At 66.2% G+C, this 8,634-nt stretch carries 8 protein-coding genes; 3 read left to right on the top strand and 5 right to left on the bottom strand.

Features of this window, described 5'->3' with window-relative positions; all coding sequences use genetic code 11:
* Positions 1-66: 66 nt before the first annotated feature.
* From ACTHJR_RS20210 to ACTHJR_RS20190, 5 genes are all read right to left on the bottom strand, one after another.
* Positions 67-771: a hypothetical protein gene (locus ACTHJR_RS20210; RefSeq protein ID WP_440525222.1), complete on the bottom strand. Its 705-nt coding sequence runs from the start codon at positions 769-771 to the stop codon at positions 67-69.
* Positions 772-1,989 carry a toxic anion resistance protein gene (locus ACTHJR_RS20205; protein WP_440525221.1) on the bottom strand — a complete coding sequence of 406 codons (1,218 nt, stop codon included), beginning with the start codon at positions 1,987-1,989 and terminating at the stop codon, positions 772-774.
* Positions 1,990-2,108: 119 nt separating this feature from the next.
* Positions 2,109-3,032 carry a hypothetical protein gene (locus ACTHJR_RS20200; protein WP_440525220.1) on the bottom strand — a complete coding sequence of 308 codons (924 nt, stop codon included), beginning with the start codon at positions 3,030-3,032 and terminating at the stop codon, positions 2,109-2,111.
* Positions 3,032-3,601, bottom strand: a complete 570-nt coding sequence (locus tag ACTHJR_RS20195; protein ID WP_440525219.1) for an NADPH-dependent FMN reductase — start codon at positions 3,599-3,601, stop codon at positions 3,032-3,034. Before ACTHJR_RS20195 ends, ACTHJR_RS20200 begins: the two co-directional genes overlap by 1 nt.
* A gap of 51 nt (positions 3,602-3,652) precedes the next feature.
* A complete protein-coding gene (locus ACTHJR_RS20190; protein ID WP_440525218.1) occupies positions 3,653-4,345 on the bottom strand; it encodes a DUF6058 family natural product biosynthesis protein in 693 nt (230 codons plus the stop codon).
* Between the two features lie 164 nt (positions 4,346-4,509).
* On the opposite strand from ACTHJR_RS20190, the gene typA reads away from it, so the two are divergent.
* From typA to ACTHJR_RS20175, 3 genes are all read left to right on the top strand, one after another.
* Positions 4,510-6,348 carry a translational GTPase TypA gene (gene typA, locus ACTHJR_RS20185; protein WP_440525217.1) on the top strand — a complete coding sequence of 613 codons (1,839 nt, stop codon included), beginning with the start codon at positions 4,510-4,512 and terminating at the stop codon, positions 6,346-6,348.
* A gap of 194 nt (positions 6,349-6,542) precedes the next feature.
* On the top strand, positions 6,543-7,574 hold the full coding sequence (locus ACTHJR_RS20180; protein WP_440525216.1) for an acyltransferase family protein: 1,032 nt from the start codon (positions 6,543-6,545) through the stop codon (positions 7,572-7,574).
* Positions 7,571-8,634: alpha/beta hydrolase fold domain-containing protein (locus ACTHJR_RS20175; protein WP_440525215.1), on the top strand; the 1,064-nt coding region annotated here is incomplete at its 3' end. The genes ACTHJR_RS20180 and ACTHJR_RS20175, both read left to right, overlap by 4 nt.

Here is an 8,634-nt window from a genome sequence, read left to right as displayed (position 1 = left end):
CACCCTTCCCACTCGCTGACGCGAGCGGGCCCCTTCCCTCTCCCACAAGGGGAGAGGGAGATTTCCTCAAACCGGGCTCTTGTCGCCCTGGTACTTGATCTCGAGGTAGCGTCCGCGCGTCGACAGCGCGTCGAGGTCGCCTTGCGCGAGCTGCGCCGCCATTTCGTCGATCTCGCGGCCGATCACGCCGAGGCCCTCGACCAGTTGCTGGTCCGGCGTCTTGCCGTTGCGCTCGACCGCGCGCATCGCTGCGGGGACGCGCTCATAGCCCTTGATGAATTCGGGCAATTGCTCGCCGACCAGCTTGCGGATTTCCGCCGCGGCCGGCGCGCTGTCGTCGAGCCCCGCCAGTTGCGGCGTCAGCGCGTCGAGCTTGATCCCGATCTGGTCGACCAGGTTGACCGCCGGCGCCGGCAGCGCGGGCCGCTGCGCGTCGAGCCAGCGCCCGGTCTGCGCCGGCAGTGCCTTGAGATCGACTTGCTGCAGTCGCTCGAAAGTCGGCGCGCGCTGGGTCGGCGTGGCGAGCAGCACCATCGTCGCGACGATCCTCGCGACGATCATGAACAGGAAGCCGAAGATGCCGATCGGCCCGACCACCAGGCCGAACACCACCGCCAGCCCGACGATCGCGGCATCGGCGATCGCCGCGCGGGTCAGCCGCTGGCCGACATCGTTGACCCGCGCGCGCTGTCCCGGTCCGGCGCGATAGCGTTCGGACGTGCGGTCGAGCGTCTCCCGGGCGCGTGCGATGACGTCGTCGGTGGAGGACATTTACACCGCCTCGAGCTTGAAGCTGTCGGTCTGCGGGCCCTGCAGCGCGGCCTGCGACTGGCCCTCCGCGCGCGCGATATAGCCCTTCGACTTCTCGACCTCGGTCGACAGCGTGTTGACCGTGGTCTTCATCGAATCGAGCGCCTTCATCTTGAATGCGTCGATCGCGTCCATCGTGTCGTAGATGTTCTGGAAGGCGCGCTGCAGCGTCTCGACCGGGATGGTCGAGGCGGCGGCCTGTTCGTGGATCTGCGCGGTCTGCGACTTCAAGAGCTGGCCGGTCGAATCGATGATGTTCGCGGTGGTGGTGTTGAGCTGGGTGATCTGCTCGAGCACCAGTTTCTGGCTGGTCAGCGCCTGCGCCACGGTGACCGCGGTGCGCAGCGCCGAGACGGTGGTGGTCGAGGCGCGGTCGACGCCCTTGATCAACTCGACATTGTTCTTCTTGACCAGGTCGAGCGCGAGATAGCCCTGCACCGTCACCGCCATCTGCGTCAGCAGGTCCTGGACGCGCTGGCGGGCGTAGAACAACGCGCTCTCGCGCAGCGCCTTGGCCTTGGCCGGATCGGTCGCGTCGAGTTCGTTGGCCTTGTCCTCGAGCTTGGCGTCCATCGTCTTGGCGAGATGGATCATCTGCTCGAGCCGCCCCATCGCGGTCCACAGATTGGCGCGCTCGGTCTCGATCGCGGCGTTGTCCATCAACAGCTCGTCCTTGCCCGAGCCGAGGCTCTTGAGGATCGAGGAGATGTGCGTCTGCGACGATTTGTACTTGTCGAAATAGGTGTTGAGCCCGCCGCCGAAGATCTTCTCCAGGAAACCGCGGCCGCCACCGTTTATGAGCTTGCCGTTCTTGCCCGGATCGAGCTTCTCGATCGTCTGGCGCAGCTGGATCACGTCGGCGCCGACGCCGGTGTCCTTGTCCATCGCGCGGACCGGGCGATCGAGGAAACGATTGGACTGCGACGCCGCCTCGCGGATTTCCTTCTGCCCCATCGACGTGATGGCATCGACGCGCTTGCCGAATTCGGGCGAATCGACGTCCTGCGCGACGAGGTCGTCGACGAACTGGTCGACGCGGCGTTCGAGCTCGGTTCGTTTGGCGTCATCGACCGGTACCAGCCCGGCGGCCTTGGTCGGCGCGACCGCCGCGACAGGATCGGGCGGCGTCAGCACCAGATCGGGTTCGGCCGTGACGGTCTCGGTCGGGGTCGTCGCCATTCTCAGTCCCTTTTCGCGATGGTCCGTGGAGTCTGGCCACGAATCCTCGCGCGTTCAAGTGTGTTGCTTATGTAACACGCATAACGGGAAAGGCAAGACGGCCAGACGGCGGCGCCGCGTTACCCGGCGGGGTTGGCCGGCCGCCCCCGCGGCACATCGCCGGTCGCCAGCCAGCGAACGACGTTGCGGATGAATTGCTTGTTGCCCTTCGCGCCCGGCGCATTGAATCCGATCGGATATTTGCCGCCGCGCCCGATCTGGGCCGACCATGCCCCGCCTTCGCCGAGCAGCACGACGCGTCCCGCCCCGGCCTCGAGCGTCGCGCCGCGCAGATCCTGTGGCGTCATCGGTCGCGGCGGCTTGTCGGTGACCAGCATCTTCCAGCTCGAATCGAACCGCAGCAGCGGCGTCGCGGCAGCCGGGGCGGTGAAGGCGGCGCCATAGAAGGTCTGGATCTGCGGCAGGCCGCGCGTCAGCGGCCCCTCTACCAGATCGCCATTGGCGAAGCTGAAGAATTCGGCATTCGGGTTCTTCTGTGCGGCGTACATTTCGATCTCGAAGCCGAACGCGCCGGCCAACGCGCGCAGGCTGCCGGCATAGGGCGGATGATCGGCGATCATCAGCAACGCGCCGCCGCTCTTCACCCAGGCCGTGAGCGTCGCGATCTCCTCCGTGGTGAAGGCCGAGGTCGACTGGTATTTGGGCGCGTTCGACGGATCCTTGGGGTCGCGCGGCTCGGCGATGACCAATAGACTCGCCCCGGCGAGATTGACGGCCGAGATCGGCTCGGCGAAATCGCGCACGACATAGCCGTCATGCGTCAGCACGGCGCCGAACGGCGCGTAATTACCGGCCAGCGTCTGGTTCTCGTCATGCCCCGAATCGACCAGCACGACCGGCCCCTTGCCGATCGGGAAGGCCGGGTCGGCGACACTGGTGTCGGCGTTGGGATCGACCACATTCTGTGCGACCGCCGGCGCAGCGGCGGCAAACAGGATGACGGCAAATCGGGTGACAAGCGCGGCGGTCGTCGCTTTCGGCATCAATCCCCCTGACGAGCCGCCTTGAGCGCTCGCCCCCACCATAGCAGTTCGTCGAACAGTGCCGAGAGGCGACGATCCTCTATTTCACCCGCATTGAACCGATCGCCGTCGCGCAGCTTGGCGGCGCCCTGCAGATGCACCGCGCTCGCGAGCGGTGCCATCGCCATCGCTGCCGTCACGTTGCGCAATTGTTCGACCGAGCGCGCGCCGCCGAGTGTGCCGTGCGCGACGAACGCGACCGGTTTGCGACCCCATTCGGCGTAGACCGTGTCGAGCGCGTTCTTGAGCACCGCACTCATGCCGTGATTATATTCGGGGGCGACCAGGATATAGCCGTCCGCCGCGCCGATCGTCTCCGCCCAGGCGCGCTGTTGCTCGCCGGTATAACGGCCGGTCGCGGGCGGATACGGCTCGGCGAACATCGGCAAGGCCCAGTCCGCGAGATCGAGCAACTCCGCGGCGAATTCCGTACGCCGGGCGACACGATCCATCACCCATGTCGCGATCGGCAGCGACATTCGCCCTTCGCGCACGCTGCCGACGATGACCGAAATCCTGAGCTGCGCCATGATCGCCCTTCCTTGTCCGAAGGCTTGCCATGCCGGGCGCCGCGGCAGGGATCAACCATAAGGGCGGTCGTCGCCCAGTCCTTGTTCGAGCAACAACCGGTCGATCGTCCGGCCGGGCGTCCCGACCGGGCGCTGCCAGGGCGCGAACGGCAGGATCAGTCCGGCCAGCGCCTCGGTCTCGGCGAGCACGGTCGCAGCATCATAGCCCGGCTCGGCGACAGCCGCCTTGAGCCAGGCGCCCAGCGCCTCTTTCGCGACGCAGGTCTCGGCGGTGAACACGCGCAGGCAAACGCCGTAACCACCACCCAGCCAGGATGCCCATTCGTCATACGCCGCTTGCCGGGCCGTCCGCGGGTCGACCGCGTCATTCGCGAAACAGCGTGGGAACGCGGCGCGCGCATGGCGTTGGACGGCGAGCGCCGCGACGAACGCATCGGCGAACCGCTCGCGCAGCATCGCCGCAGCCGCTTCGGGAGTCGCGCCAGTGCGCGACGCCAATTCGGCCTGGCGCAGACCCCAGGCGGCGCCCGGGCTGTACCAATGCTCGCCGGCGGGAGCCGGTCCCTCGGAGCCGAGCGCGCTCCACCAGGCTTTACCGTCATGCGCGTAGATCGGCCCGGGCGCGCAGCCGGCGGCGATCAATCGCCCGATCCGGGCCGGTGTGACGCCGACCGCCTCTGCCAGCACGTCGAGCGTCCAGAACCAGCGGTCGAGATAGCGGCGTGTGTCTTCGTCGGCGAACATCGGCATTCCTTGGCTGGAGATGTCATACCGGTAGCGTCGCCAGCGGCGCTGATGCTTCGGTCCCTATGTAAGTATCGCCGTGATTTCCGGCCCCTTCCCGCATTGCACAAATTGAGCTACAGGCGCCGCCAACCCGCCTTCGGGCGCACCTATCAGGATATCTCATGGACCTCCGCAACGTGGCGATCATCGCCCACGTCGATCACGGCAAGACCACGCTCGTCGACCAGCTCTTCCGCCAATCGGGCACCTTCCGCGACAACCAGCGCGTCGAAGAGCGCGCGATGGATTCGAACGACCTCGAAAAGGAGCGCGGGATCACGATTCTCGCCAAGCCGACGTCGATCGTGTGGAAGGGCGCGGACGGGAAAGAGACCCGCATCAACATCGTCGACACGCCGGGCCACGCCGATTTCGGCGGCGAGGTCGAGCGCATCCTGTCGATGGTCGATGGCGTCATCCTGCTGGTCGATTCGTCGGAAGGCGCGATGCCGCAGACCAAGTTCGTGACCGGCAAGGCGCTGGCGCTGGGCCTCCGCCCGATCGTCGTCGTCAACAAGATCGACCGCGCCGACGAGCGTACCCAGGAAGTGCTGGACGAGGTGTTCGACCTGTTCGTCAGCCTCGACGCGACCGACGAGCAGCTCGATTTCCCCGTGCTCTTCGCCTCGGGCCGTAACGGTTACGCCAGCGAGGATCCGCTGGCCCGCTCGGGCACGCTGACTCCGCTGTTCGAGAAGATCGTCGAGCACGTGCCGGCGCCGGACGTCGACGTCGACGCGCCCTTCACCTTCCTGGTGACGTTGCTCGATCGCGACAATTTCCTCGGCCGTATCCTGACCGGCCGCGTCAATTCGGGCGTGGTCAAGCTCAACCAGCCGATCCACGCGCTCGACGATGCCGGCAACGTCATCGAGACCGGCCGCGCGTCGAAGCTGATGTCGTTCCACGGACTCGAGCGCGTGCCCGTCGAGGAAGCGCGCGCCGGCGACATCATCAGCCTTGCCGGCCTGACCGTCGCGACCGTCGCCAACACGATCGCCGACACCAGCGTGACCGAGGCGCTGCACGCGCAGCCGATCGATCCGCCGACCCTGTCGATGCGCTTCGCCGTCAACGACAGCCCGATGGCCGGCCGCGAAGGCAGCAAGGTCACCAGCCGCATGATCCGCGACCGCCTGGAGCGCGAGGCCGAGTCCAACGTCGCGATCAAGATCACCGAGAGCGAGGACCGCGACAGCTTCGAGGTCGCCGGCCGCGGCGAACTCCAGCTCGGCGTGCTGATCGAGACGATGCGCCGCGAGGGTTTCGAGCTCGGCATCAGCCGCCCGCGCGTGCTGTTCCGCGAAGACGAGAACGGCAAGCGCACCGAGCCGTACGAGACCGTCGTGATCGACGTCGACGACGAATATTCGGGCACGGTCGTCGACAAGATGAACCAGCGCAAGGGCGAGCTGACCGACATGCGTCCGTCGGGCGGCGGCAAGACCCGCATCACCTTCTCGGCACCGTCGCGCGGCCTGATCGGCTATCACGGCGAGTTCCTGTCCGACACGCGCGGCACCGGCATCATGAACCGGCTGTTCGAGAAATACGGGCCCCACAAAGGCAATATCGAGGGCCGCAAGAACGGCGTGCTGATCTCCAACGGCGCCGGCGAAGCCAATAGCTACGCGCTCGGTCCTCTCGAGGAGCGCGGCATCCTGTTCGTCGGCCATGGCGAGACGCTGTACGAAGGCATGATCGTCGGCGAGAACGCCAAGACGGACGACCTCGAGGTCAATCCGATGAAGGCGAAGCAGCTGACCAACTTCCGCGCCTCGGGCGGCAAGGACGACGCCATCCGGCTGACCCCGCCGAAGAAGATGACGCTGGAACAGGCGATCGCCTATATCGACGACGACGAGATGGTCGAAGTCACGCCCAAGTCGATCCGCCTGCGCAAGCGCCACCTCGATCCGCACGAGCGCAAGCGCGCCAAGCGATCCGCCGAAGCGGCGTGACGCCGACGCCGGTCGTCGCGCGGACGACGGGATGACCGGCCTCGCCTGATTCAGTGCGACGAATGCCGCTGTTTGACGGCCCGGAGCCGGCGGCATTCGAGTTCGGGGCGACACGCACGGAATTGAGGGTTTAAAGGCAGTTAACCATCGTCGATCAAGCGATCGCAACACGCGATGAACGATAGTCGGCACCGATGCGGGGTGGGCGACAGATCGACAATGCCGAACTGGCGCCCAGCCCGGCCGACGGGACGAAGCGGCGCATCTACGGCATTGACCTGTTTCGCGGCGCACTCGCGTTGCTGGTCATCCTGGGGCATTTCGCCGAGCTGACCGAGCGTCACCATTTCCTAACATGGTTCGGTTACGGTTTTCGGATGCCGTTGTTCATCGGCTTGACCGGCTATTTGTTCAATCTTGGCCACGCGCGCAGCATCTCGCCGACGGCGCTGCTCCAGAAATATTACGGCCGGCTGATCCTGCCCTGGATCGCGGCCTGCGCGATCGCCCTGGTGATCACGGGCTCCTTAGAATGGATATCGCCGATCTATACGATCGTCCGCCCCCCGTATCATCTGTGGTTCGTGCCGGTGATGCTGTCCTTCATGCTCACCGCGCAGTCGTGCAAACTCAGTCCGGCGATGCTGCTCGCGGCTGCAATCCCACTCAGTATCGGCGCGATGTACCTGTTCGGGGTCGGTCATGACGTGTGGCAATTCGGCCCGTGGACGCCCGACCGACGCTATTTCATCTACCCGATCTACTTCGCATTGGGCGTCTGGGTGGCTCAGCGGGGCGCCACCACGTCGCGGGATTATCTGCTGCTGATGGTCGCGCTTGCCGGTCTGCTCTGGTGGGCGCGGCTCTATCAACATCCCTCGACCGCGGCAGAGGCCGCCGCCGAACTGCTGTTGTGCGTCCCCCTGATCGTCCTTTTCCCCCGCTTGCGCGGCATCACCTTCGATATCCCGCTGGTGCGCGCGATCGGCCGCGACAGCCTGTTCTTCTATCTCTGGCATCCGTTCGCCTTCGCCCTTTGGGCGACGGCCGGCCTGTCGGGCGTGCCACTGCTGGTGCTCGCGATGGTTTCGATGGTGATCGCCTGGGCGGCAATCGGCCGGGTTCCGTTGTTGTCGGGCGTGATGGGCGTTCGCCCCACCGTCCCGCCGACGCGTGTCGTTCCTTCTACGGTCGCGGAGACTGCGGCAGCCAAGAGGGCGATATGATGGGCCCCGTCTTTCGACTGATGCGCACCGGATTGATGACGGTGGCATGGATCATGGTCCTGCCGTGCCTCGCCATCCTGCTCGGCGCGATCGTGCCGATCGTCCCCTGGTTCCGCATCTATGCCGTCGATGTCGTGCCCAATCACACCTCCTGGTTGTTTCTCTGGTCGATCGCCGCGCTGCTGATCGGGCTGCTGGCAAATCAATTTCAGCGCTCCCGTCTCGCTCTCGCGCTGGTCACGACATCGGTCGTCGCCATCATCGTGACGGCGGGCGTGATGTTGCATCTGCTATACGTCGCGCAGAGCAACGGCGCGCAAATCAACGTGGTGAAGGCGCTCGATTTGCGAGAGTTCAGCACCGGCGTCCGTCCGGACGACAGCCGCGTCTATGCGCACAGGCCCGACGAGGATCTGTCGCTCGACATCTATTATCCTGCCGAGCGCGATACGGGCGCGCTCAGCCCGGTCCTTCTCGCGGTGCACGGCGGCGGCTTCTATCAGGGAAGCCGCAAGTTCGGCGCCGCCAACATGCGCTGGTACGCCGATCACGGCTGGACCGTCATCAGCATCGACTACCGCCTGGCGCGCGACGACCGTCCGACGTGGAATCTCGCCACGCGCGACGTCATCTGCGCGCTGGCCTGGACCGCGGCGCACGCGGCCGAGTTGCACCTCGATCTCGACCGCGTGACGCTCAGCGGAGGCTCGGCGGGGGGCACGCTGGCGATGACTGCCGGCTATCTCGCCAATGCCGGCCGCGTCGCTTCCGATTGCGGCCCCAAACTGCCCCATGTCGCCGCGATCGTCGTCAAGGCGCCGCTGATCGATTTCGCCGGATCCTGGGACCTTCCCGGGGAGCTTCGTGACGAACAACGCTCCTATCTCACCCGCTATATCGGCGGGTCGCCGCAAACCTATCCGGATCGCTACGCGGCGATCGATCTCCGTCGCCTGCGGTTCGCCACCAACCCGCCGACGCTCATCCTCGGCGGGTCGCAGGACGCGATTCTGCCGCCCGGGGCGACGACGAATTTCACGCGCAAGGCCAATGCCGCCGG

Source organism: Sphingomonas sp., from assembly GCF_051962185.1.
Classification (GTDB): domain Bacteria; phylum Pseudomonadota; class Alphaproteobacteria; order Sphingomonadales; family Sphingomonadaceae; genus Sphingomonas.
Note: the sequence above shows the minus strand (reverse complement) of the source record. Positions and strands in the feature narration are given on the sequence as shown.